We start from the raw sequence: 22,312 nt of genomic DNA on the forward strand, positions 1-22,312 counted from the left end.
AGATGAGAGTTATATATAATGTGAGGGGTTACCGATGGATGAGATTATAAAGGAATTACAAAAGTTAGGTTTTTCCCAGTATGAATGTAAAGCGTATATTGGACTACTAAAACATTCCCCAGTAACAGGATATGAAGTGAGTAAGCAAACAGGGGTACCTCGTTCGATGATTTATGAAGTACTTGGTAAATTAATGGATAAAGGAGCAGTACATATCGTTCCTACTGAACCAGTGAAATATGTACCAGTACCAGCTACGGAGTTAATGAATCGAATGCGAAAAGATTTTGAAAAGTCCTTTGAATTTTTAGACCAGAAATTAAATGGTTTAGAACAAGAGCGAAAAATAGATGTAATTTCGCATATTCGCTCAAATGATCGTGTTGTAAAAGAAATATGCAATATAATTAATAGGGCGAAGGAAGAGCTATGGATTTCTGTTTGGGAAGATCAAGTTCATGAAATTGAGCCATATATTCGTCAAAAGGAAGAGGAGGGTGTACATATATTTTCAATTTTATTTGGTGCTCCTCATACAAAAATAGGCGCTACGTTTCACCATAATTATATGACGCCTCACGTTGTTGAAAAGAGAATGGGTGGTCATTTAACTGTTATTGCTCGTGATGGAGAGGAAGTATTAATTGCGAACTTTTCAAATGATAGTACCTCATGGGCCGTAACAACGTATGACCCAGCACTAGTTCTCGTTGCTACAGAGTATGTGCGGCACGATATTATGATCGAAGAAATCACAAAGGAATTTGGAGCTGATAAGCTAGATACGTTATGGCGTGAGAATATAGATTTAGTTCATGTCGTAACAGGAAAACGAACGATGAAAGGAATGGAGGATGATACGGATGAGTAAAGCTCAGGCACATGTAGCTTTGCAGAGTGATGATACATTTCAGCAAGGAGTAAAAGATTGTTTACCAACTGTATTTGGTTATTTGAGCATCGGTATAGCAGCTGGTGTAATTGCAAAAACAGCAGGTTTCTCCATCATTGAAATTGCGTTTATGTCCACTTTAATTTATGCAGGTTCTGCCCAATTTATATTAGCTGGTATGTATGCAGCGGGTGCTCCTGCTTCAGCAATCATTTTTACCGTCTTTTTTGTTAATTTACGCCACCTTCTAATGAGTGCGGCCCTTGCACCGTACTTTACGAAACTGCCTTTATTAAAAAACGTAATGATCGGTTCTCAAATTACAGATGAAACGTTCGGCGTGGCAGTGCAACACGCAGCGCAAAAAGGATATGTAGGCGACAGATGGATGATGGGGTTAAATGTAACAGCATATTTAAATTGGATTCTTGCTACCATTATTGGTGGGTTATTTGGTGAGTGGATACCGGATCCGCATACGTACGGGATGGATTATGCATTACCAGCAATGTTTATCGGATTATTTGTCCTTCAGCTCATAAGTAGTAAACCGAAACTAGCAATTCATCTTACTGTTGCAATTGTAGCGATTATAATCGCATACGTTTCACACTTATTTATGCCAGATAGTATAGCGGTTATTATCGCAACGTTACTAGCTGCGACGATTGGAGTTGTGATTGAAAAATGGAAATGAGATTGGAAGTACTATTACTTTTACTAGCGGCAGGAGCTGTCACACTCGTGCCACGTATTTTACCTCTACTCGTATTTAGCAAACTTCAAATTCCAGACTGGGGTTTAAAATGGTTAAATTACATACCAATTGCGATATTAGCAGCACTTTTAGCCCAAGTTTTATTTATGCATGAGACGATGCAGTGGGATTACCTTATCGCAGCAATCCCGACATTTCTTGTTGCAATATATACTCGTAGTTTATTAGGTACAGTATTAACGGGAGTGATTGTGATTATTTTGTTACGTTTCTTTTTCTAAAAAGGATTACGCTCATATAATAGCGAAAAGTGTAATAACATGAACGATATAGGGGTGGTGTTATGGTACTTTTAACGATAGGAGCAATTTTGTTAACGTTGTTTATTTTCTTTGTTATCGGCTTTATTACGTTTATGATGTTTGTTGATAGGGCGACACCTCAAATATACTACACACCTTGTGAATCAGTGACAGTGAAAACTAAAGGTAAACATAGAAGGAAGAAAAGTTGAAAGTTGGCTTTTCTTCCTTTTCTATTACATCCCCGAAAGAACTAACAACAATAACCCAAATAGAAAACTAATAAAAGAAAGAAAACCGATACATATTGAGAATACACGATTATTTCTCCATTCGCGCCAGAAAACGATACAACCTAAAATACAAAGGAAAAACCAAATGGGTAAGAATATGAACTCGCTAACTTTCTCGGGGAGTAACGTATAAAAAGTTGTTACATATAAGATCCAATTTGTAAAAAATAAAATGCAAACGATAATAGATTGTAAGTGGGGGCGTTTGAAAAACTCCCCTTTTTTTACGGTTATAAAAATGATAGTTAGCGCTGCGAAAAAGGCAATGAATATGAAAAGAAGTAAGAGTAAGGTAAGTGTCATTTAGACCTCCTTTATAAGATTATTGTTGCAAGAAATGAATCTATTATATTGTATGCCTGTTTTGTAGAGTTCTCGTTATATTTTTCAGTGTACGGATTCAGAAATCCATGTTCACCGTGTAGTTTTTGTATTTCTAGTAAAGGATTATTTTGTTCCTGCAATGTTTGAATTAAAGTGGATACTGAAAAACTAGCTTCTTTTTCAGGGAAAATAAGTAGGGTAGCACATGTTGGTTTCATATGAATATAGTCACGTATACGGGAACTATAACATCCGATAATAAAATCTATTTTCGGATTGTTACTGCATAGCCATGAGATGGTAGCACCAACACTAAAGCCGATAAGTCCAATATGTGTGTAACGACTAGAAAGACGAGTAATAAATTCTTCAATTTGCTTTTTTCCATCATCAAATCCAATATGATTCATAAAAAAATGATATGCTATTTCTTCATCACTGTAATGAAATGCATGCTGCGATTGTAGAAGATTCGGACAGAATACATCGATATGAGATGAAGTGAAGTGTTGGGTAACGTGATGCATATGGTCGTTCACACCATATATTTCATGAACAGCAACGAGAGCTAATTGTTTCTTCACCGTTACAATGTACCTCTATGAAACTTGAATTCTTTCTCAACACGGCAAATGCGTAGGTGGAAGTTTTCATACCATTGCTCACGGCCTCTTTTTTTCGCTTCTTTATGTAAGGCGTTTTGTTTCCAATTGTCAATTGCTTCAAGTGATTCCCAATAAGAAATGGTAATTCCGAGTCCCGCATGATCACGTGCACTTTCTACACCTAAAAATCCAGGTTGCTGTTTTGCAAGTTCCTCCATTTTGTCGGCAACGCTACTATAATCTGTCGTATCATTTGATAAATGAGAAGTGAATATAACTGCATAATAATGCTTGTTTTTTTCTAAATCAAATTTCATTATCTTTCCTCCTTAATATATAGTGCGAATAATTCATTCATAGTTTGTATTTTAGCAGGTTAAAAAAAGAAAAGAAGTAGAAGATTCTTATTTTTTAAGTTGTTGTAAAACAAGAGGTATAGAGAATTTATATGAAAGTAAGAAAAATGCCACTTCAAAAATGAAGTGGCATTTTTTATATTTCCTCTAAGCTATTAACTGGAACAGTTAATTCGCGTCCTGGATTTTTTACTTCATATATGCGGGCGGTTTCGTTGTTTTCATCGACGTGTTGAATGGTAACAGGCATGCCTTGAAAACTGACATTCGCTTGTTCTGATGATACAGAAAGCTCTTTTGCACGTTGAATATTCATTTATATTCCTCCCATCATTATTATCTTTGCTAAAAAAGAGGAATAATATACCATTTCGAGACATTCTTAAAGTTTTTGTATTATTTGTAATGTTTCTTTAATAAATGCAGAGAAAATAGAATCTGGATACGATTGTATCATTTCATTTGCTTTTGTTGCTTCTTCAAGAGCTCTTTTTTTATCATTTAGTTTGACGTAACAAAGTGCACGATATGCACCTGCTGTTGTAAGCCACGATTGATCAAGCGGATGGTTCATATAATCTGGTATAATAGCACGTTGCAATGCTTGTAAAGCTTCTTCGTAACGTTTTAATCCGTATAAAGCTTTTCCTTTTTCAAGATAATACAATCCGTCGTCTTGAAAAATGGGCTGATCTTTTAGTTTTTCTCGAAATTGTTCTACATGTTTTAATGCGATTGTATATTCATTAATAATCGTGTTGTAGTAGTAAGCTTTTAAAATATCGATCATCGCAATGGATAGAGTGTCTTCTGTAAAAATGGCAAATTGCTCAGATTTTTTTATGTAATATAAATATTGTTCTTTATCAACTGTAATGGCTTTTTGATAAGATAAAATCCGGTAAAATACATCTGTTTTATAATACACTTGATGTTTTTTTGAAAATGCGAGTGTCTCTAATATCGTTTCTTCACATTTTTCATAATCGCCACATGCTAGTAATATGATGGCTTCATATAAACATAAATCAATATGTATAATAAGATCCATTTCTAAATGTTTCTCTTCATAATCATTTCTAATATTAGATATAAGTTGTAAACATTCTGCATACTTTTTACGTGTGAATATTGCAAAAGATAATTTTAATTTTGTTTCCGTACTGTCGCGGTATAACTTATATTTTTCAAAAATAGAAACAGCTTTTTCTACGTAAGATTCAATGTTGTAATCTTTTATAATCACTGCGGCAGTTACGAATTGTTTGTATATATGAGCCGTATTTAAAGTAGAAGGGAGCTCTTTTTGAACGATAGGTAGTAGGGACTCATACACTTCATCACATTTGTTTTCCTTTATGAGTTGCTCCATTTTTGTAATGAGTTCTACAGTTTCTCCATCATCATCTTCTAATAAAAAACTCGCTTCACATTCTAGTTTTTCAGCGATATATTGTAATGTTTTCATGGAAGGTGTAGCTTTTCCATTTTCAATTTGACTAAGCATACTTTTTGTAAGTTCCGAACCTGCCAGCTCTGTTTGTGTAAGTTTTTTTTCTTTACGTAGCGCTTTAATTTTTTCACCGAGAGTTGCCATATTATTGCTCCTTTATCGTTAAAAGTTAAATACAATTTAACTTTTTGTTGTAAAAATTGGAAAGTCGATTATATAATAAGTTTAACACAATTTAACTTTCAAGGGGAGAGAGTCATTATGGGAGATGTAAGTATAGGACAACATGATACAAGAATGAAGATTGCAACGAGAAATATTATTTTAATGATGATTGGAAAGATGACGTCTTTATTAGGGGCAGGAATTTATACATTTGCCATGGGATTATACGTTTTAAAGACAACTGGTTCAGGAATGGGTTTTGCAACTACGCTCGTTTGCGGATCACTTCCAAGGATGATCTGTGGTCCGATTGCGGGTGCTGTAGCTGACCGTGTGAATCGAAAATGGCTTGTCATTGGCACTGATTTATTAAGTAGCTTAACGATGCTTATTATGTTTATTCTTGCTACTATATTTGGACCATCACTTCTTTTTATTTATATTTCAGCAGCATTATTATCAATTTGTGCCAGTTTTTATTCTGTTGCATTAACTTCGTCTATTCCTAATTTAGTAGATGAGGGGCGTATTCAAAAAGCGAGTGCTTTAAATCAAACGGCGGCTTCTTTATCAAATATATTAGGGCCGATTATTGGCGGAGTTGTATTTGGTTTCATTTCCATTAAATCGTTCTTTTTGTTAAATAGCATTACATTCTTTTTAGCAGTGATTGTGCAATTATTTATCGTATTTGATTTATACAAAAAAGAAGTGGCTGAGAGTAAAGAGCGTTTCTTGACGAGTATAAAAGAAGGGTTTTCATATGTAAAACGGCAGCATGAAATATATGGTTTAATGAAAATAGCGCTTTGGGTAAACTTTTTTGCGTGTGGGCTAACTGTAGCACTTCCATATATTATCGTCCATACATTGCATCTATCTTCAAAGCAACTCGGTACTGTAGAGGGAATGTTAGCGGTCGGGATGCTAATGGGTGCGATTGCTTTATCAGTGCGTAAAGAAGTGAATAATCCGTTTCGTTCTATTTATACGGGACTGTTTTTGTTTGCAGGTTTAAGTTTATGTACAGTCTTCCCATTGTTAGTTACGATTCCAAAAGTGGCAAGTTTTATTTACTATATTGCTTTTATGATGTTAACGGGTATTTCAATTATGATTGTAAATATTCCGATGCAAGTACATATGCAAAAAACGACAGATCCGAGCTATTTAGGGCGTGTGTTTGGCCTACTTGAAACAATTGCTACTGCAATCGCACCACTCGGTATGATTGTATATGGATTATTATTAGATATGTTGCCAACTAGTATTGTTATGATGACGATAGGTGGAGGTTTATTATTAGTTGTATTAGTAGGGGTAAAGCAACATATGGCGAAAAAACAAGTAGATGTGTCGGCTTAATAATAAGAAAATAATAAAAATTTGACTTATCATAACAAAAATGACCGAATTAGTATTTTAGTTTTTGAAACTCTTTTTCATGTGTGTTACAGTAAAGTGAGCAGACAAAGAAAAGGAGAAAACATCATGAAAAAATTAAGTTTTGTTATGCTTTTTCTGGTAGTCGTAATGGCTGGATGTAGTAATTATGACACGTATATTGATACAGGTATGCAATCATTGAAAGATGAAAAATATAGTGATGCAACGATGTGGTTTGATAAAGCGGAAAAAGAAAAATCAGGAAATGAAGCGAAATCATATAAAGAAATGGCCGAGAAAATGGATCACGGAGCAACTGCATTAAAAGATGGTAAGTATTTAGAAGCGAAAGACATTGCAAATGAAGTGTTGCAAATGAAAAAAGACGATGCACTTGAAACAGCTGTAACATCAAATGCAGAGAATATGCTTCAAAAAGCAAAAGATGTAGAAGAGAAAGTGAATGAAAGAGTAGCAAAGCGGAGAAAAGTAGAAGAAGAAGGAATCGATAAACTCATTAAAGCTGTCGATAGTATAGATGACGTGAAAGAAAAAGAGAAAAAAGTTTCAGAAGCATTAGATAAGGCTGAAGAAGCACAAGCAAAAATTGAAGCGAAGAAAAATAAATAGAGTTATAGTTTAAAAGGCTGTCGTGTATAACGACAGCCTTTTAATTTTTTGCTGCATAAGAAGTGATGTTATGTAGTAAAAAAGAAATAATTTTAGAATTCCATCTGTCCTCATGATGAATCGTATAAATGTTACGTTGAAATTCAAATCCAGGGATGGGTATGTAGCATAGTTCATTTCGGTTTACTTCTTGTTCAATAGCGAGTTTAGAAATAAAAGCAACTCCATTCCCATATTTTAAAATTTGTTTCATCGTTTCTAATGAATCTAACTCAATTTCAGATTGGAACGTAATGTTATGTTCTAACATCCATTGCGTAAGTAAATCTCTCGTTGTAGATGGATTACGATGCAATAGTATACGTTCTTTTTCGATATCTTGTAATGATACATTTTCTTTTTTTGAAAAATGATGTTCTTTTGAAAAAGCAAGAACAAGTGTATCAGGTATTATTTTTGTTTCTTGTAAAAGTGATTCATCAAACGGTGCTGCAGAAATTACCCCGAGATCAATTTCATGATTTTGTAGCATCGTTCGAATTTCAGGAGCTGTTTTTACCATGATTGTTATTTTTATATTTGGGAATTCGCATTGAAATTGGTGAATAATTTCTGGTAAAAGATAAGTTGCTGGTACATAACTAGCGCCAATTGTTATAGCACCTTTATGAAAATCTTTAAACTCTTGCGTGACCCGCCTAGCTTCTTTCATAAGTGCATCTATTTTACAAGCATAATGATGCAATGCCTCACCAGCCTCTGTTAAGAAATATCTTCCAGAACGTAATTCAAATAAAGGCACACCGAGTTCCTCTTCTAAGCTTTTTATATGGAATGTAATAGTAGGTTGTTTAACACCAAGTTTTTCTGCAACAATCGTAAGTTTTTTATATTTCTTAATAAGCACTACAATTTCTAATTTTAAGAGATTCATTATGAGTTGCCGCCTTTTTTATTTTAACTATAGAAAAAATCTATAGAAATAAATAGTTTATTAGAAGTTTTTTAATTTAATCTTTACAGTACATTAACATTCAGTATAAATCTTCCAGATAGAATGAAAGCAGGTTAAGAGTGAGGGGAGAGAGGTGAAACGATGGATATTAAAATTCATGGATTAGAAAAGACGTTTGGAAAAACGCAGGCGTTAAAACCGTTACAAATTGTCATGAAACAAGGTGAATTCACCACACTGTTAGGACCTTCTGGATGCGGAAAAACGACTTTACTTAGAATGATTGCAGGACTTGAAGAGCCAGATCAAGGTGAAATCTATTTTGGAGATACGTGCATGTATTCTTCAACCAAAAAAATAAAAACATCTCCTCATGAACGTAATATCGGGATGGTATTTCAAGACTTTGCTTTATGGCCGCATATGACTGTATTTGAAAATGTTGCATTTGGTTTAAGGGCTACAAAGCAAACGAATCAATTACGGGAAAAAGTAGAAGATGCAATAAAGAGAGTTCGCCTGCAAGGGATGGAGAAAAGATATCCACATGAACTCTCTGGTGGACAGCAGCAACGTGTCGCATTTGCAAGAGCGATTGTAACAAAACCGCATTTTATTTTGTTTGATGAACCGCTGAGTGCACTCGATGCAATTTTGCGAGAAGAAATGCGATTAGAGCTTATGGATATCGTTCATTCGATCGGATTAACGGCATTGTATGTCACCCACGATCAAACAGAAGCGATGTCAATGTCAGACCAAATTATTGTCATGAAACAAGGAGAAGTATTACAAAAAGGAACACCAGAAGACATTTATGTGAAGCCATCTCATGAATTTGTTGCAAAATTTGTTGGCAAAGCAAATTGGCTTGTAGAGGGGAAACAAATGGTTCGTCCAGAACATGTAAGCTGGACGAAAAATGAAGTGAGTGAAATGTATACAGGTGAAATTCAGCACGTTACATATGTAGGAGAACGGTATGAAATGAAAGTAAACATGGGGGCACTTGGAATATGGACAGCTTATCACAATAGTAAATTAAGCATCGGTAAACCAGTATCGTTATATGTGCCCAAAAAATGTATTCATCATATAGGGGGAGAATCGTATGAAGAAATTCAGTTCGCTTAAGTCTTTATTTGTATGTACTTTATTATTTTCGGCTGTAGTAACAGGGTGTAGTTCAAAGACAGGCAATGCAGATGCAAAGAGTAAAGCTACGAATGAAAAGAAAATTGTTGTATATAGTGCAGGACCGAAAGGATTAGCAGAAAAGATTCAAAAGGACTTTGAAAAGAAAACAGGTATAAAAGTAGAAATGTTTCAAGGAACAACAGGTAAGATTTTAGCACGAATGGAAGCTGAAAAGAAAAATCCAGTCGTTGATGTAGTCGTACTTGCATCATTACCAGCGATGGAAGGATTAAAAAAGGATGGGCAAACGTTAGCTTATAAAGAAGCGAAACAAGCTGATAAGCTTCGTTCTGAATGGTCGGACGATAAAGGACATTATTTCGGATATAGTGCTTCAGCGTTAGGAATTGTGTATAACACAAAAAATGTGAAGACAGCGCCTGAAGATTGGAGTGATATAACGAAAGCGGAATGGAAAGGAAAAGTGAATCTTCCAGATCCAGCACTTTCAGGTTCAGCTTTAGACTTTGTAACAGGATATGTGAAAAAGAATGGAAAAGATGGATGGAATTTATTTGAACAGCTTAAGAAAAATGAAGTTACAGTAGCGGGGGCAAATCAAGAAGCGTTAGATTCAGTAGTAACAGGTGCGAAAGACATGGTCATTGCTGGTGTTGATTATATGACGTACAGTTCAAAAGCAAAAGGTGAACCGGTTGATATTGTTTATCCAAAAAGCGGAACAGTTATTAGCCCACGAGCAGCAGGGATTATGAAGGATAGTAAAAATGTAGAAGGTGCAAAAGAGTTTATTGATTATTTATTATCAGATGATGTGCAAAAACAAGTTGCTAAAGCGTATTTATTGCCAGGTAGAACAGATATAAAAGCTGAAAATAGACCGAATGTAGAAGAAATTCCGGTATTAAATATTGATTGGAAAACAGTTGAGAAAGAACAAGATGAAATAGGAAAACAATTTAAGAAAGTATTTCAATAAGATGGTGATTACATGGTAAATCGATTCATGTCAGTAAGACAAGTTGGAATGACGGTAGCGTTGTTACTTGTGGCGATGTTAATCGTCATTCCGCTTTTCCTCATTTTATTTTCTAGTGTATATGAAAATAGTAGTTGGAATTTTTTAAAGCCTTTTGAAGTGATGCAGAGTGGTGGATTAGCTGGGATTTTTCTAAACTCGATGCTTTTAGGTGTACTCGTAGTAATAGGAGCGACCATATTTGCATTTCCACTAGCGTTTATTATGAGTAAAACAGATGTTGGAAAGTATAGTAAATTGGATATTATTTTTATGATTCCATTTATGACTCCGCCGTATATTGGATCGATGGGCTGGATTTTGTTCATGCAGCCGAACGGCTATTTCGAGCAGTTTTTTCCGATGCTAAAGACGATTTCATCTTCGTTTTTTAGTTTAGGAGGTATGGTTTTAATAATGAGTCTGCATTTATTCCCATTCCTTTACTTCATGTTGAAGAATACTTTACTTCAAATCGGAAGTAGTAAAGAAGAAGCGGCAGCAGTTCATGGTGGAAGCTTTTTCTATCGTTTACGAAAAATCATATTGCCGTTATTAGTATCAAGTTATGTAATGGGTGCTTTACTTATTTTCGTAAAGACGATTGCTGAATTTGGAACACCGGCTACATTCGGACGTAGAATAGGATTTCATGTGTTAACATCAGAGATTCATAAATTTATTTCAAGTTGGCCAATTGATTTTAGTAGCGCAACAGCATTATCTTCTTTATTACTTAGTGCATGTATGCTCATTTGGTATATGCAAAATGTATTGAATCGAAAGTACTCATATGCAATGGTTAGTGGAAAAGGTGTGAAATCTAAAAGGTATACATTGTCTATATTTACACGGGTTGTAGCATGGGTTTATGTAATTGGTTTATTAATCGTATCAATTGGAATCCCGTATTTTTCTATACTGATTGCTTCATTATCAAAATTAAGAGGCGGCGGTCTACAATTAAACAACTTTACAACGAGCCATTATGAAGCATTGTTTACAATTGGATCTCCAGGATTAGAGGCTTTATGGAACAGTTTTCTATTTTCACTTATAACAGCGATTATTGCTGCTACTATTGGAGTGTTTTTGGCGCTTATGATTCGAAAGGGGAAAAATCCCTCTGAAAAATGGCTTGATATGTGCGGTATGTTACCAAATATGGTACCAGGAATCGTGATGGTGGTAGGGCTTATTTTGTTCTGGAATTCACCCTATATGCCCCTGTCAATTTACAATACACCACTCATGGTTATCGTAACGTACGTCGTTCTTTTTTTACCTTATACGGTGCAGTATGTAAAAGCATCGCTCGGACAAATTGATGATTCTCTTGTGCAGGCAGGAAGTGTTTTTTCTGGAAATTATATTTATATTTTTAGAAAAATCATATTGCCTCTTATTATCCCAGGTATTCTTGCTGGATGGGCGATGACATTTACAATCTCGATAAGAGAATTAGTAGCATCGCTTCTCGTACTACCTCCATCAGTAGAAACGTCAGCAACATTTATTTTCGCTCAATTTGAACAAGGAGAAGTATCTATTGGAATGGCGATGGCTGTCGTTTCAGTTGGACTTACAACAGTATGTTTATTACTTCTGCAACATATGGAGCAAAAGCGAAAAGGGGTAGCATGATGAAAATAGAAGTATGGGGAGGAGCGGGGGAATATGGTCGTTCCTGCTACTTCGTAAAAAATCAAAAGACGAAAATAGTATTTGATTGTGGTATTAATCGATCATATGAGGATAGTTATCCAAAAATAGAGAGGGAAGTTGTACCATTTTTAGATGCAGTATTTTTATCACATATTCATGAAGATCATACGATGGGTTTACCTTTATTAGCGAAGTATGGATATAAGAAAAAAATTTGGACGACTCGTTATACGAAGGAGCAACTTCCCGCTTATTACGAAAAATGGAGAAACTACAATTTGGTGCAAGGATGGAATGTACCGTATAACGATCAAAATGTTAAAGATTTAAATTATGTTTGTATTGATGAGATTAGTAATCCAAATGAATGGATACAGATTACGCCTACATTGCGGTTTCAGTGGGGATATAGTGGGCATGTATTAGGGGCTGTGTGGTTTTTAGTGGATATGAGTCATACATATGTATTTTATTCTGGCGATTATTCAGCGGAGTCTAACATACTACGAGCTAATTTACCTGAGAAATTGCGTGGTGATATAAAAGTTGCAATCGTAGATGCCGCTTATCATACTGATGATGTTTCGCAACATGAACGAGTGAACGAACTGTGTACAGAAATTGAGCGAGTTGTTCAAAAGAAAGGAATAGCATTACTACCGTTGCCACCGCTTGGTAGGGCGCAAGATATCGTATTGTATCTATATGAAAAATATAGAGAACTTCCCATTATAGTAGATCAAGAAATTTTGGATGGATTTCAAGAGATGTTCGTATATAAAGATTGGCTCAAAAACAATGAAGAACTTGAAGGGCTTATGAACAGTTTAAAAAGAAACATGATCGTTAGGGATCATGGCAGCCGTACGCAAAATAGTTATGGAATAGTTGTAATGAGTGATGCGAATATGCAAACGAAACGAGCGCAGTTATATTATGAACAACTTCAGCATGAAGAACGAAACTCCATTATCTTTACTGGGCATATTGCTAAAGGGAGTTTTGCAGAAAAAGTTTTGAAAGAACGCGTAGGTAAAGGGTGTAGGGTGAAGCGAGTTCCTTATAAAGTTCATCAAAGTATAAGTGACGTTAAGGCAATGTTAAATACACTATTACCAAAACATACGGTGTTAGTACATGCTTTGAAAGAGGATACGGATCGATTACAGAAACAGCTTAGCACGGCGGGGTATGAAAATGTGTATTCACTTACTATGGAACGTATAGAAGTTATTTAAAACGAAAAGGAGATAGGTATATGAAAAAAGTATTTGTATTCGTAAGTATTTTCTTTTGTTGTTTCCTTTATAACGTTAAAGAAGGGTTTGCTGCCAGTCCAATGACACCTAGTTTTGAAGTGAAGTTATTATTAAAACCAGAACAAGTATTAGGTTATAACAAAGAAATAAATCAAGAGGTACTAGAATATTTCCAGGCTGGTACAAATTATGAAAGAATACAAGTGCAATTTTTAGATACGGCAAATAAAGATTTAAGTAAGGAAGGTTGGTTTGCAAGAATTCGAAAGAAAGAATTTAGTAAAGATTTTGAGTTAACATATAAAAAAAGATATCCCATTCAAAACGGTGTAATTCAAGATGCACTAGAAGTAGCTAAAAAAGATGGATTTGATAATAAAGCTGATAGTTATGAGGCAGAAGTAGATTGGGGATTTGAGAAGAAAACGTTAAGTATTTCAAATAAGAAGAGCTACAGTGCTAAAGGATATGGAGTACTTGATTTACCAAACGAACGAGCTTCTCAAAACATGTTAATAGAAAAGTTGCCAGGGAAAATGAACAAATGGTTGTATACGAATTGGGGAGAAGAAATGCTCAAAAATTCTCGTATTTATGGACCTGTATTAATGAAAAGGTATACAGCTGAATTTGAAAATATTAAAACGAATATTGAAGTTTGGCCACTAAGTAATACAGGGAAAATAGAAGATGATTTCGTAATAGAAGTATCGTTTAAAACAAATGAGGAAAGTATTGCAACAAAACAAAGAGAATTATTAATGAAGAGTGTAGAACAAAAAGGATGGTTGTTACCGAAAGATAGTCTGAAGACAGAACTTATTTTTCAGTGAATAGTAAAAAGGAATCCATATTCCATGGATTCCTTTTTACTATATACGAGTATTAAGCTAAATCAGCTGACACGAACATATCATTATTTTGAAGGTTTTTAGAGCGTAAACTATAAGCAACTACCTTCTTTTTATATTGCTTTACAACATCAACATGCTCTTCATGACTATAAATGTAAAAGACAAAATCTTTTTTACCACGTTTTGCATTGATAATTAAAGGCGTGCCCTCATTGTATGGTGGTGCATAATAGCGATCTAAAAATAAACCTTCGTTAAAATCATGAATAATTTTGGATTTCTGTTCGCCTTCTAAGTTATTTCCATTGATTGTAACTGTCGAATTCTCTTCTTCAAGTTGTGGATGTGTTTCATATTTGCTAATGATGGATTCAATAACAGAGTTAGGAAGACTAGAAACGATAATTTTAAATGCCCCAAATACAACTAACATAACAATAAACCAAGTCGTCATAGTATATCATCCCCTTTATTCTATTAAATAATATAACTCATATGGTAATAGTACATATGGTGAAGTTTTGTATAATTTGTGAAAAATATGCCATTTTCATGAACGAAATGTTAGAAAAATCAATTTTGTTACAAAAAGTTGAAATCGAAGTATTTTAAAAGAAAAAGGTTTATAATAAAAATATAACTAATAACAACATTACTAATTATAAGGAAGTGTAACTATGAGTACTGTAACAATCGTATATGGTATTATTCTTTCTACAATTATTGGTTTATTTATCGTCGGGGTATCACGTTATATTCATAAATGGAAAGAAGGCGTTGCGAAATTAAATCACATTGAAGAAGAACTGAGTGATTTAATGTTACATCATGGTAAGTAAAAAGTTTATTTTTTAACTAAACAATGTGAAGAATATCACAAAACATGCTCTCATCATGAAGGCATGTTTTTTTGTTATGTGAATGATAGGCACATTCATCCATTTTTTCCATACGATACAGTGTGAAAGCAGAAATGTTCGGAGTGGAAAAGAGGGATAAAATGAGTAGTTCAGGTTATGTTCCAGATAATAAAAATTTAAAGAAAAGCTCAGGAACTCCAAACCTTTTCTTTGATTCGAGAAAAAATATCTTTTTTAAAAGGGATGAGAAAAACGTTGCATATGAAGTTACGTCAACGCAGTTACCAGCGATGATAGGTGGAGCATTTGTTGATTTATTTATGACGAAAGGGCATATGCGAGAACCGCATTGGCATCCGAATGCGTGGGAGTTGGATGTTGTAGTATCAGGAGAAGCAGTTACATCCATTTTAAATCCGGAAACGAATCAATTGCAAAATTATCATGTAAAAGCGGGGCAAACTGTCTTTATTCCAATGGGATGGTGGCATTGGATCACAGCGGTAACAGAAGAAGTACAATTACATTTGTTCTTCAATAACGATCAGTTTGAAACAGCAGAAGGATCAGACATACTTAGATTAACACCGCCAGAAGTATTTCAAGCTGCATACGGTGTAAGTGCAGAAAAACTAGGAAAGGACCTTTCGCCAATTAAGGAATCAGTTGTAATTGGTCCTCCTAACTCCAATCGACTAAAAGGTGTAAAAGAAAGTGACGACTCAAATATAGTTGTTACGTTAAATGGACAAATAACATCATGTGAAATAGAGTAACTCTTTCTTTTACAACATATTTGTTAGATAAGCTTGGAATAGAAAGAGTAAATGAAAGTATAAAAGAGTTAGAGCTTACTAGTCACGACAAGTTCTCTTCGTATACTGCTTCACTATATATGAGAGGGTATGTAGAAAAAGAGCTTCATGAGCCAGAAAGTCAATCGTTAGAAATGTTACGTAACATGTCAAAGGATGAGTATAATAAACATGTGTTACAAATTCATGAATGGATGAAAGATGAAGCAGAATGGAAAAAGCGGGATATCCCATTAAAAGTAGATATGGAATTTCAACGAATTTGGTCAGATCGATTAGTGGGTGCGAATGCTAAAGATTATATGAGTATAATGGAGAAGATAAATGGTAGGAATTATTTTCCAAAATCAACACAAGAAGAAATCGAGAATATTTTCAAAGGAACAGTTAATAATAGTAAGTTAGAATACGCTGGTCAAAAAGGTGGGTCTACCGCATTCGTATTGACAAAAAGTTTGTATACGACAGATAAGAAGGGGAATAAGGTAGAAGCTGTCATTATGTTTAACGATATACAAGATCAAGTTGCATACCAAAAGCTGAGAAATAATATAGATTATTTTATTCAAGAGGCTATAACAGATGAAGAGTTTAGAAATAAATTATAATGAAATAATTTTATTATGTAAACAAAGGGGTACTTATGAAAAGTGCTCTTTTTTTTAATACAGGATTTTCCAATCTTATTATTGAATATAGATTGAAAATAAGAAAGGAAGTTGAAAAATGACGACAATATATTTCGTTCGCCATGCCCACTCTACATATACAAAAGAAGAACGGGAACGGCCGTTATCTGAAAAAGGGCATTGTGATGCAGAGAATATAACACGCTTGTTAAAAGATAAACATATTGATGTTGTGATCTCTAGCCCGTATAAAAGAGTAATTCAAACTGTGCAAGGAATTGCGAATGCATATCATGTATCGATACAAATAGAAGAAGATTTACGTGAAAGGTTATTAAGTACAGAGCCGGTACAGGATTTTAATGATGCTATGGAGAAAGTGTGGGGAGATTGGAATTATGCATACGAAGGCGGAGAATCAAATGATGTAGCACAAAGACGTGCTGTAATATGTATGCAAAGTATATTAAGAAAATATAAAGGTAAGAATATTGTAATAGGCACCCATGGAAATATTATGGTATTACTAATGAATTATTTTGATTCGAAATATGATTTTCAGTTTTGGAAAACCCTTCATATGCCTGATGTGTATAAAATAACTTTTGATAATAATTGTTTCAGTTTTGCTGAAAGAATACAGTCTACAGATTATCAGATAAATAATTTGTAAAAGTTTATCAAAAAAAGAGGAAAGAGAGAAGTTATTGTAGAAGTATGACTTTGTAACATAAAAAATATGTGTTAAAGGAGGCTGTTTACATGTTTGAGAAAGAGAAAGAAGGGCTTATTGAAGTTCACAACGTATATGAAATTGTACCAGAAGATGGAACAATTATTGGTATGGCAACGGAAGAAGAAATGGAAATTGCTGCTGAACTAGAGCTGCAGTACTATGCCCATTCTCGTTTGCTAGAAGCAAATATTCAGTTAGACGGTTCCTCCTACAAAGAGTTACTTCAGGAGTTCCAGGAGTACGAAAGAAAATCAATGAGCTTTTGGCGAGCAATACATAAGCGTTTAGCTGTGCCATGGGCATGGGTATTACGTATTGATGTTGCGAATGGTCCTATTTATGTAAGTAATGGGAATTCGTATTACGAAGAAATCGATGATGAAGAAGATTATGAATAGATAAGTAAGGAAGCAGCTTTAGTTGCTTCCTTTTTTTATTTATAGAGATTGAACAGCCTCAATAATAATATCTGGTCGATCAATTTCGATTCCGTGACCAGCATGTTCGGCAAGTATATATTGGCTATGTATTGAGAGCTGTAATTGTTCATGAATCAGTTCTTGCCACATTGATTCAAGTTGCGTCGCTTCCTCTTTTGACATGCCGCCTTCAGTCAACTGAGTAATAGAATATTGAGGGTCTCTACCGATAACGATTAAAGGTGTTTCTAATTTTTTATGTAGCTCTTTTATTGAGTGGGCACAATTTTTCCACTCGCATAGTTCAGAAGCTGTCGCTTTATATAATAGAGGCGAGATAGAAAATTCAATGTAATGTCTTGATTGATTAACGAGTATAGATTTTAGTTCATTATAAAGCATGTCTACATTCATTTTGGAGTACGTATTATATTTTTGAAGCCACATATCATCCGAGTCAGTCTGATCAGAAATTGGTAAATGAAGTTCATCTAGTCGGTGTAAGTTCATGGAAGTAGAATCAACTAAAATAAGTGCCTCCAGCTTATCTTCATGTAGCATCGCAAAATGTTGTGCGCATAAGCCGCCATAGGAATGACCGATTAGAATGATTGGCTTGTGAATATCCAGTTTTTGTAGCAACAAATGAAGTTCTTTTGTTACTTGTAACGTAGTACGTGAATAATTCCCTAGCTCACTTTTTCCGTAACCTGGGCGATGGTATGAAACGACTGTAAAGTGCTGTGAAAGCTTTTCTATCATAGGAAGCCAATCATAAAATGAGCAAGTCATTCCGGTTTGAATGACTACCGTTTGTTTACTACTTCCTTTTATATATACTTCTATAGTTTGCCCTAATACCTCTACAAGTTTATAAATAATAAACCCTCCTAACTAAGCTTGAAATAATTTTTGACAAGCAAAAACAGTGCACCAAACACCTATACCAAACAGGACAGATGTACTAAGTGAAAAAGAATTTTTTAGACCAATATAGACGATAAATAATAGTAGTGCGGATGCAGGAAATCCATATAATACGCCTATCGCAAATTGACTTAATTCTTGTTTGTTCCCACCTTCAAAAGAAATCCAAAATAGGCTTAGTAAACTAACGAGTGGAAGGGCAGCAATAAAGCCGCCTATCGCACTGTAATGTTTAGCGACTTCAGTAATAACGCCGATAATAAGTGCGGAAACGATTACTTTAACGAGGAAATGCATATTTTGCCTCCTTCGCTAATAACGAAAAGGCTTTTTCAATTAATTGTTGTTCTTCTTTTGATAACTGAGATTCTAATATTTTTATCTTTTCTTTATCTAGTAAAGTATGCTTTTCTAATCCTTCAATGCCTTCTATCGTTAATGTAAGGTTTACAACTCTTTCATCTTGTTTGTTTCTTTCTTTTATAATAAATCCTTTTTGAATAAGACGCTTTACGTGTTCAGATGCTGTGTTATGAGAGAGACTAAGCTCAGTAGCGACTTTTCCAATTGTTATATCTTTCTCACGAGAAACGATTTGTAAAATACGAATAGCTTGATGGGAAAGGTTGTCTTCATATTCATATCGTAAGTGATAATAAATACTCTCCCAATGTTGATTGATGTCTTTCATAATGATAAATCCCCCTATTTTTATATCGTATAGTAAGATATATTCGTTAGTTTAGAAATAAAATCCTTTTATTTGGATGGAAAATGTTGAAAAAGTTTATTTTTATTGAAATATAAGGTAATCTATGTGTAAAGGTATACATTTAGCAAGAGAGAGGATGATAGCTGTGAATACATTCAAATGGATGAGTCATGAACAGATGTATGTAGATGAAATACATGTTGAAAAATGTGGTCCTCTTTCAGTCGGCGTATATGGGGGAAATCAAGAAAGTGATGCATATGAACGAGGAGATGCGGTACTTGCTTGGTGGGATCCTGAATTACAATTTGAATTTGTTATGATTTTTGATACACACCACAAAACAAAAAATATTGATTATATAATAGAAGCAATTTCAGAAAGAAAAGAGAAACTAAAAGAGTTATTTTCCTACCCGATACATTTAGCTTTTCATCATACACATATGTACTTATTAGCGTTATTTACAGATGAATTGTTTATTGAAAAATGTGATCAAAATGATGAGGAACTTGCATGCTTAATTTGTTTACGAAAAGGCGAATTTTTATATTGGCTATCAGTTGGTGATTGTTTCGCATATTTATTCCATTCTGAGAAAACGAAGAATGGTAAAGGGCGGTTAAATAAACGAAAGAATTACGAATATATCGGTAGGAAAAATATTTTTGCGGCAAATACACCTTGTTTCACGTCAGGTGTAAGAGGATTAGAAAAAGGAATGAATCATATTGTAATGGCAACGGACGGTATTTTAGAATGTGATAAACAAAGGTTTGATGATGATCAATCATTAGTAGAAATATTGCACGACGGAAGTTGCTTACAGATTGAACCAGTATTAACAAATGTACTGCAGTGGAAAGGTAGAGATTGTGCCACTATTATTGGATGGTCTATTGATACTGAAAATAAGCGATGCGCTAATTAATATGAAAGGGAGTTCAAGGTTTTTATCCTTGAACTCCTTTTTGTTAAGCGATATGGATGTGATACGTTTTTAACCATTCATTTACTTGAAGCATGTATTCCATAGCACTTCTTGCTTCAAAATTGTTAATTTCTTTATTGCTTTCATCGGCAATGGCAAGTAATGTAGAATGATTAATAAGTGAGAAAATAGGATTGTTTTTATTATTGCACATGTCGAGTGATAAATGACGGATTGTTTGCAGATAATGTGGATCTTGTGAAGTTGGATAAGCACTTTTTCTTCTATTACGTACATCGTCAGGTAAAGCAGGCTGCAGTGCTCTACGTAAAATGCCTTTTTCAATATTATCAATACTTTTTATGTTGAAAGGCACGTTCCATAAATATTCAACTAATCGATAATCGCAAAACGGTACACGAACTTCAAACCCTACAGCCATACTCATACGGTCTTTACGATCAAGTAAGAAAGGGAGAAACCTCGTTAAAAATAAATAAAACATTTGACGTTGTTTTGCGGATTTTTTGTTTTCGCCTTCAAGAGTAGGTACTTCAAGTATCGCTTCTTGGAATCGTGTATCAATATAGTTTTCTAAGTTGCATTGGTTATTTACTTCATTTAGTAGAAGAGGAGATGTATTTTTCCAATTCGTTAGCCACGGAAACTTATCTACATATAGTAATTCTTCCTGATGAAACCAAGGATACCCACCGAATACTTCATCAGCAGATTCTCCAGATAAAGCTACAGTTGCATCTTTTTTCATTTCGCAAAATAGTAAATATAGTGAAGTTTCCATTTCACCGGCACTCGGTAAATCTTTTGCACGGAGAGGAACGAATAAGTGATTTGCTAATTCTTCAGCATTCACAATAATGTCATGATGAGATGTCCCTACATGTTCGGAAACGCGTTTTACCCAAGGAGCATCTAAACCAGTGCGAGCAAATGTCAGCTCGAAATCTTTTGCGCTATTTACAAAGTCAACGGAATACGTATGAAGTGTTTTATTTTCAGCAGCAAATTCTTTTCCCGCTAGTGCAGTAATCCCGCTAGAATCTAATCCTCCTGATAACATACAGACGAGAGGAACATCGGCAATTAATTGTCTTTTTACTGTATCTTGTAAAATAGATAAAATATGTGATGATGTATCTTCGGTACAGTCTGTATGAACTTTACTTTCTAAATTCCAATACTTCTTAACTACTTTTTTATCACGTGTAAATGTTATAGAATGTCCAGCACGCACTTCTTGAATATGTTTAAAGACGCCACATCCTGGAGTTCGAAATAAGCCTAATCCAAATATTTCGTTTATGCCATCCGAATCAATTTCAGCAGGAACAGATGGATGAGCCAATAGCGCTTTTATTTCAGATCCGAAAATAATGCTGTCATTTCTTTCAGTATAAAAGAGTGGCTTTACGCCTAAATGATCACGCGCTAAAAACAATTGTTGCTTCTGATCATCCCATAAGGCGAAAGCGAAAATTCCGTTTAAATGTTGTACGCAATCTTCTTTCCATTCTAGATAAGCATGTAGTAACACTTCTGTATCTGAATGCGTTTCAAATGCATGACCACATTTTCGAAGTTGTTCTCTCAGTTCACGGAAATTATAAATTTCTCCATTATAAGTAAGAGCATACGTATAATCACCAGCACGAAATGTCTTCGGCTGTGTCCCGCCTTCTGGATCAATAACAATTAAACGTCGGTGTGCAAAGGCCGCATGAGGTGAAAACCAAAATCCTTCAGCATCAGGACCACGATGCTGAATACTATTTGCCATCTTTTCTAAAATAACATGTTGATTTGAAAGATCTTTCTGCCAATCTACCCAACCTGTAATTCCACACATACACATCTCATCTCCTAATTTAAAATGTTGAAAAGTAGATTAATGAAATAAAGTGAAACTTTAATCAGTGGGGGGCCAGCCCCCACTGATTATTAGTTGAACCAATCGGGCTTTTACGGGCAGTTATCTCCCACCTAACATCCTCGTATTCGCACAATTTTGAGGTGGGATTTACTGCCCGTTAATGCGGGGTAAAATGTACACTAAGTTAAAAAGTTACCACATAAATAGTGTACTACATGAATTAAAGTGTAGACTTGAGAAAATTTTCTTGTAATACATAGTTATGTGAGACAATGTCTTAGGGAAAGTATTCCATAACATACAAAAAATAAAAAAGATGAGAGAAAATTTTTTCTAAGACGTTATATAGGGTGTAAAAG

General features: G+C 34.5%; 28 protein-coding genes and 1 pseudogene. 18 read left to right on the top strand and 11 right to left on the bottom strand.

Features of this window, described 5'->3' with window-relative positions; translation table 11 throughout:
• Positions 1-34: 34 nt before the first annotated feature.
• The 4 genes from MR113_RS02290 (at position 35) to MR113_RS02305 (ending at position 2,124) form a co-directional block, all read left to right on the top strand.
• A complete protein-coding gene (locus tag MR113_RS02290; RefSeq protein WP_242250825.1) occupies positions 35-871 on the top strand; it encodes a TrmB family transcriptional regulator in 837 nt (278 codons plus the stop codon).
• Positions 864-1,589 (top strand): AzlC family ABC transporter permease, encoded by a 726-nt coding sequence (locus tag MR113_RS02295; protein WP_000030496.1) that lies wholly within the window; start codon positions 864-866, stop codon positions 1,587-1,589. Before MR113_RS02290 ends, MR113_RS02295 begins: the two co-directional genes overlap by 8 nt.
• Positions 1,580-1,891, top strand: a complete 312-nt coding sequence (locus tag MR113_RS02300) for an AzlD domain-containing protein (protein ID WP_149178305.1) — start codon at positions 1,580-1,582, stop codon at positions 1,889-1,891. Before MR113_RS02295 ends, MR113_RS02300 begins: the two co-directional genes overlap by 10 nt.
• 62 nt (positions 1,892-1,953) lie before the next feature.
• Complete coding sequence (locus tag MR113_RS02305; RefSeq protein ID WP_242250826.1) at positions 1,954-2,124, top strand: DUF3951 domain-containing protein; 171 nt, start codon at positions 1,954-1,956, stop codon at positions 2,122-2,124.
• 24 nt (positions 2,125-2,148) lie between these two features.
• On the opposite strand, the gene MR113_RS02310 is transcribed toward MR113_RS02305, so the two are convergent.
• The 5 genes from MR113_RS02310 to MR113_RS02330 form a co-directional block, all read right to left on the bottom strand.
• Positions 2,149-2,508 carry a hypothetical protein gene (locus MR113_RS02310; protein ID WP_242250827.1) on the bottom strand — a complete coding sequence of 120 codons (360 nt, stop codon included), beginning with the start codon at positions 2,506-2,508 and terminating at the stop codon, positions 2,149-2,151.
• A gap of 11 nt (positions 2,509-2,519) precedes the next feature.
• On the bottom strand, positions 2,520-3,113 hold the full coding sequence (locus MR113_RS02315) for a dienelactone hydrolase family protein (RefSeq protein ID WP_242250828.1): 594 nt from the start codon (positions 3,111-3,113) through the stop codon (positions 2,520-2,522).
• A gap of 2 nt (positions 3,114-3,115) precedes the next feature.
• Entirely contained in the window at positions 3,116-3,451 is a 336-nt protein-coding gene (locus MR113_RS02320; RefSeq protein WP_242250829.1) for an antibiotic biosynthesis monooxygenase family protein, read from the bottom strand.
• Positions 3,452-3,626: 175 nt separating this feature from the next.
• A complete protein-coding gene (locus MR113_RS02325; RefSeq protein WP_016088502.1) occupies positions 3,627-3,806 on the bottom strand; it encodes an H-type small acid-soluble spore protein in 180 nt (59 codons plus the stop codon).
• A 66-nt stretch (positions 3,807-3,872) separates the two neighbouring features.
• Positions 3,873-5,087, bottom strand: a complete 1,215-nt coding sequence (locus tag MR113_RS02330; protein ID WP_242250830.1) for a helix-turn-helix domain-containing protein — start codon at positions 5,085-5,087, stop codon at positions 3,873-3,875.
• A 117-nt stretch (positions 5,088-5,204) separates the two neighbouring features.
• Between MR113_RS02330 and MR113_RS02335 the strand changes: the two genes are divergently transcribed.
• Together MR113_RS02335 and MR113_RS02340 are read left to right on the top strand one after the other, a co-directional pair.
• Positions 5,205-6,473, top strand: coding sequence for an MFS transporter (locus MR113_RS02335; protein ID WP_242250831.1), 1,269 nt, complete (start codon positions 5,205-5,207; stop codon positions 6,471-6,473).
• A gap of 126 nt (positions 6,474-6,599) precedes the next feature.
• On the top strand, positions 6,600-7,124 hold the full coding sequence (locus MR113_RS02340; RefSeq protein WP_242250832.1) for a COG3014 family protein: 525 nt from the start codon (positions 6,600-6,602) through the stop codon (positions 7,122-7,124).
• A 40-nt stretch (positions 7,125-7,164) separates the two neighbouring features.
• Here the strand turns inward: MR113_RS02340 and MR113_RS02345 are convergent, their stop codons facing one another.
• Positions 7,165-8,058, bottom strand: a complete 894-nt coding sequence (locus MR113_RS02345; protein WP_242250833.1) for a LysR family transcriptional regulator — start codon at positions 8,056-8,058, stop codon at positions 7,165-7,167.
• A 162-nt stretch (positions 8,059-8,220) separates the two neighbouring features.
• Here MR113_RS02345 and MR113_RS02350 point away from each other — a divergent pair, with 162 nt between their 5' ends.
• From MR113_RS02350 to MR113_RS02370, 5 genes are read left to right on the top strand one after another with little or no spacing between them, the layout of a single operon-like run.
• Positions 8,221-9,213 (top strand): ABC transporter ATP-binding protein, encoded by a 993-nt coding sequence (locus tag MR113_RS02350; protein ID WP_242250834.1) that lies wholly within the window; start codon positions 8,221-8,223, stop codon positions 9,211-9,213.
• Positions 9,191-10,216: an ABC transporter substrate-binding protein gene (locus MR113_RS02355; RefSeq protein WP_242250835.1), complete on the top strand. Its 1,026-nt coding sequence runs from the start codon at positions 9,191-9,193 to the stop codon at positions 10,214-10,216. Before MR113_RS02350 ends, MR113_RS02355 begins: the two co-directional genes overlap by 23 nt.
• 12 nt (positions 10,217-10,228) lie before the next feature.
• Complete coding sequence (locus tag MR113_RS02360) at positions 10,229-11,899, top strand: ABC transporter permease (RefSeq protein WP_242250836.1); 1,671 nt, start codon at positions 10,229-10,231, stop codon at positions 11,897-11,899.
• Positions 11,896-13,158 (top strand): MBL fold metallo-hydrolase, encoded by a 1,263-nt coding sequence (locus MR113_RS02365; protein ID WP_242250837.1) that lies wholly within the window; start codon positions 11,896-11,898, stop codon positions 13,156-13,158. Before MR113_RS02360 ends, MR113_RS02365 begins: the two co-directional genes overlap by 4 nt.
• Before the next feature lie 20 nt (positions 13,159-13,178).
• A complete protein-coding gene (locus MR113_RS02370; RefSeq protein ID WP_242250838.1) occupies positions 13,179-14,012 on the top strand; it encodes a hypothetical protein in 834 nt (277 codons plus the stop codon).
• A 52-nt stretch (positions 14,013-14,064) separates the two neighbouring features.
• On the opposite strand, the gene MR113_RS02375 is transcribed toward MR113_RS02370, so the two are convergent.
• On the bottom strand, positions 14,065-14,487 hold the full coding sequence (locus MR113_RS02375) for a YfmQ family protein (protein ID WP_242250839.1): 423 nt from the start codon (positions 14,485-14,487) through the stop codon (positions 14,065-14,067).
• Between the two features lie 41 nt (positions 14,488-14,528).
• Between MR113_RS02375 and MR113_RS02380 the strand changes: the two genes are divergently transcribed.
• From MR113_RS02380 to MR113_RS02405, 6 genes and pseudogenes are all read left to right on the top strand, one after another.
• Positions 14,529-14,645, top strand: a complete 117-nt coding sequence (locus MR113_RS02380; RefSeq protein ID WP_002075341.1) for a hypothetical protein — start codon at positions 14,529-14,531, stop codon at positions 14,643-14,645.
• A gap of 65 nt (positions 14,646-14,710) precedes the next feature.
• Positions 14,711-14,872 carry a hypothetical protein gene (locus tag MR113_RS02385; protein ID WP_061680580.1) on the top strand — a complete coding sequence of 54 codons (162 nt, stop codon included), beginning with the start codon at positions 14,711-14,713 and terminating at the stop codon, positions 14,870-14,872.
• A gap of 161 nt (positions 14,873-15,033) precedes the next feature.
• Entirely contained in the window at positions 15,034-15,669 is a 636-nt protein-coding gene (locus MR113_RS02390; RefSeq protein WP_061680581.1) for a cupin domain-containing protein, read from the top strand.
• An 11-nt stretch (positions 15,670-15,680) separates the two neighbouring features.
• Positions 15,681-16,316 (top strand): annotated as a pseudogene (locus MR113_RS02395) (serine hydrolase); the annotation flags it as partial.
• A 118-nt stretch (positions 16,317-16,434) separates the two neighbouring features.
• The gene (locus MR113_RS02400) at positions 16,435-17,010 is read left to right on the top strand and encodes a histidine phosphatase family protein (protein ID WP_242250840.1); all 576 of its coding nucleotides are present in this window, start codon (positions 16,435-16,437) and stop codon (positions 17,008-17,010) included.
• A gap of 89 nt (positions 17,011-17,099) precedes the next feature.
• A complete protein-coding gene (locus MR113_RS02405) occupies positions 17,100-17,471 on the top strand; it encodes a hypothetical protein (protein ID WP_242250841.1) in 372 nt (123 codons plus the stop codon).
• Positions 17,472-17,510: 39 nt separating this feature from the next.
• On the opposite strand, the gene MR113_RS02410 is transcribed toward MR113_RS02405, so the two are convergent.
• The 3 genes from MR113_RS02410 to MR113_RS02420 are packed head-to-tail and all read right to left on the bottom strand — an operon-like array spanning position 17,511 to position 19,110.
• Positions 17,511-18,326, bottom strand: a complete 816-nt coding sequence (locus MR113_RS02410; RefSeq protein WP_242250847.1) for an alpha/beta hydrolase — start codon at positions 18,324-18,326, stop codon at positions 17,511-17,513.
• A 60-nt stretch (positions 18,327-18,386) separates the two neighbouring features.
• Positions 18,387-18,716 carry a DUF3147 family protein gene (locus MR113_RS02415; protein WP_242242996.1) on the bottom strand — a complete coding sequence of 110 codons (330 nt, stop codon included), beginning with the start codon at positions 18,714-18,716 and terminating at the stop codon, positions 18,387-18,389.
• The gene (locus MR113_RS02420) at positions 18,700-19,110 is read right to left on the bottom strand and encodes a MarR family winged helix-turn-helix transcriptional regulator (protein WP_098613265.1); all 411 of its coding nucleotides are present in this window, start codon (positions 19,108-19,110) and stop codon (positions 18,700-18,702) included. The genes MR113_RS02415 and MR113_RS02420 overlap by 17 nt, the downstream gene beginning before the upstream one ends.
• Before the next feature lie 124 nt (positions 19,111-19,234).
• Here MR113_RS02420 and MR113_RS02425 point away from each other — a divergent pair, with 124 nt between their 5' ends.
• Positions 19,235-20,062, top strand: a complete 828-nt coding sequence (locus tag MR113_RS02425) for a PP2C family serine/threonine-protein phosphatase (RefSeq protein WP_242250842.1) — start codon at positions 19,235-19,237, stop codon at positions 20,060-20,062.
• A gap of 43 nt (positions 20,063-20,105) precedes the next feature.
• On the opposite strand, the gene asnB is transcribed toward MR113_RS02425, so the two are convergent.
• Positions 20,106-21,929: an asparagine synthase (glutamine-hydrolyzing) gene (gene asnB, locus MR113_RS02430; RefSeq protein ID WP_242250843.1), complete on the bottom strand. Its 1,824-nt coding sequence runs from the start codon at positions 21,927-21,929 to the stop codon at positions 20,106-20,108.
• Between the last annotated feature and the right edge of the window lie 383 nt (positions 21,930-22,312).

The organism is Bacillus cereus group sp. BfR-BA-01379 (assembly GCF_022663605.1).
Lineage (GTDB): Bacteria > Bacillota > Bacilli > Bacillales > Bacillaceae_G > Bacillus_A > Bacillus_A mobilis.

Bases quoted from the DNA above. Each gene is read 5' to 3' on its own strand.
- MR113_RS02350 (WP_242250834.1), top strand. From the start codon at position 8,221: ATGGATATTAAAATTCATGGATTAGAAAAGACGTTTGGAAAAACGCAG.
- MR113_RS02425 (WP_242250842.1), top strand. From the start codon at position 19,235: ATGTGTAAAGGTATACATTTAGCAAGAGAGAGGATGATAGCTGTGAAT.
- MR113_RS02355 (WP_242250835.1), top strand. From the start codon at position 9,191: ATGAAGAAATTCAGTTCGCTTAAGTCTTTATTTGTATGTACTTTATTA.
- MR113_RS02335 (WP_242250831.1), top strand. From the start codon at position 5,205: ATGGGAGATGTAAGTATAGGACAACATGATACAAGAATGAAGATTGCA.
- MR113_RS02325 (WP_016088502.1), bottom strand. From the start codon at position 3,806: ATGAATATTCAACGTGCAAAAGAGCTTTCTGTATCATCAGAACAAGCG.
- MR113_RS02340 (WP_242250832.1), top strand. From the start codon at position 6,600: ATGAAAAAATTAAGTTTTGTTATGCTTTTTCTGGTAGTCGTAATGGCT.
- MR113_RS02290 (WP_242250825.1), top strand. From the start codon at position 35: ATGGATGAGATTATAAAGGAATTACAAAAGTTAGGTTTTTCCCAGTAT.
- MR113_RS02365 (WP_242250837.1), top strand. From the start codon at position 11,896: ATGATGAAAATAGAAGTATGGGGAGGAGCGGGGGAATATGGTCGTTCC.
- MR113_RS02415 (WP_242242996.1), bottom strand. From the start codon at position 18,716: ATGCATTTCCTCGTTAAAGTAATCGTTTCCGCACTTATTATCGGCGTT.
- MR113_RS02385 (WP_061680580.1), top strand. From the start codon at position 14,711: ATGAGTACTGTAACAATCGTATATGGTATTATTCTTTCTACAATTATT.
- MR113_RS02310 (WP_242250827.1), bottom strand. From the start codon at position 2,508: ATGACACTTACCTTACTCTTACTTCTTTTCATATTCATTGCCTTTTTC.
- MR113_RS02330 (WP_242250830.1), bottom strand. From the start codon at position 5,087: ATGGCAACTCTCGGTGAAAAAATTAAAGCGCTACGTAAAGAAAAAAAA.
- MR113_RS02320 (WP_242250829.1), bottom strand. From the start codon at position 3,451: ATGAAATTTGATTTAGAAAAAAACAAGCATTATTATGCAGTTATATTC.
- MR113_RS02420 (WP_098613265.1), bottom strand. From the start codon at position 19,110: ATGAAAGACATCAATCAACATTGGGAGAGTATTTATTATCACTTACGA.
- MR113_RS02375 (WP_242250839.1), bottom strand. From the start codon at position 14,487: ATGACGACTTGGTTTATTGTTATGTTAGTTGTATTTGGGGCATTTAAA.
- MR113_RS02345 (WP_242250833.1), bottom strand. From the start codon at position 8,058: ATGAATCTCTTAAAATTAGAAATTGTAGTGCTTATTAAGAAATATAAA.
- MR113_RS02360 (WP_242250836.1), top strand. From the start codon at position 10,229: ATGGTAAATCGATTCATGTCAGTAAGACAAGTTGGAATGACGGTAGCG.
- MR113_RS02390 (WP_061680581.1), top strand. From the start codon at position 15,034: ATGAGTAGTTCAGGTTATGTTCCAGATAATAAAAATTTAAAGAAAAGC.
- MR113_RS02380 (WP_002075341.1), top strand. From the start codon at position 14,529: ATGGTAATAGTACATATGGTGAAGTTTTGTATAATTTGTGAAAAATAT.
- MR113_RS02295 (WP_000030496.1), top strand. From the start codon at position 864: ATGAGTAAAGCTCAGGCACATGTAGCTTTGCAGAGTGATGATACATTT.
- MR113_RS02300 (WP_149178305.1), top strand. From the start codon at position 1,580: ATGGAAATGAGATTGGAAGTACTATTACTTTTACTAGCGGCAGGAGCT.
- MR113_RS02400 (WP_242250840.1), top strand. From the start codon at position 16,435: ATGACGACAATATATTTCGTTCGCCATGCCCACTCTACATATACAAAA.
- asnB (WP_242250843.1), bottom strand. From the start codon at position 21,929: ATGTGTGGAATTACAGGTTGGGTAGATTGGCAGAAAGATCTTTCAAAT.
- MR113_RS02305 (WP_242250826.1), top strand. From the start codon at position 1,954: ATGGTACTTTTAACGATAGGAGCAATTTTGTTAACGTTGTTTATTTTC.
- MR113_RS02370 (WP_242250838.1), top strand. From the start codon at position 13,179: ATGAAAAAAGTATTTGTATTCGTAAGTATTTTCTTTTGTTGTTTCCTT.
- MR113_RS02405 (WP_242250841.1), top strand. From the start codon at position 17,100: ATGTTTGAGAAAGAGAAAGAAGGGCTTATTGAAGTTCACAACGTATAT.